General features: G+C 35.3%; 1 pseudogene. It reads right to left on the reverse strand.

The features are described 5' to 3' along the window. Positions 1–204, reverse strand: a pseudogene (locus ACFFGH_RS34500) (hypothetical protein); the annotation flags it as partial. Between the last annotated feature and the right edge of the window lie 346 nt (positions 205–550).

Raw genomic sequence — 550 nt, forward strand, 5'->3', positions numbered from 1 at the left:
ACCACCAAAAATTCCGACAATCGCAGAGGCGGTAACCGCATCGATTCCTAAACCATTTTGATTCACCGTCGCCACCATAAAAAGAATCAGTAGCGGTCGAATACCATAGAACGAAAAACGTTCCCACATTTCCGTAAAAAAGAGCGAACTCAATGGTCGCGGATGACCAAAAAAGGCCTTATCTTCAGTTGTTATTTTATTCATAATATTTGCCCTAACATTCACTCAAATAATCTTTTATTCATTTTCATATTCAGATTACTTGAACTACAATCTCCTTTAAAAACAGATATCAGACAGATTATCACGATCTTAAATGAGATAGAGCACGATTATGCGCAAATATTAACCATAATTATCTATTTGATAAGATTTATATCAAATGTCTAACGAGTTCTATGACTTTTCAGCTTTGCTATTATGATTTGTTATTCAGATTTATAGTAATATCGGTTCAAAATAAGCTTATTTAAATGCCGGCGCATCAGCTGATCGAGGCAAGGAAGCTGTTCTATCCGGCATCTTGCAAGTGTTGTTTAGTACAGTTTTA

It is taken from the genome of Lysobacter korlensis, assembly GCF_042434515.1.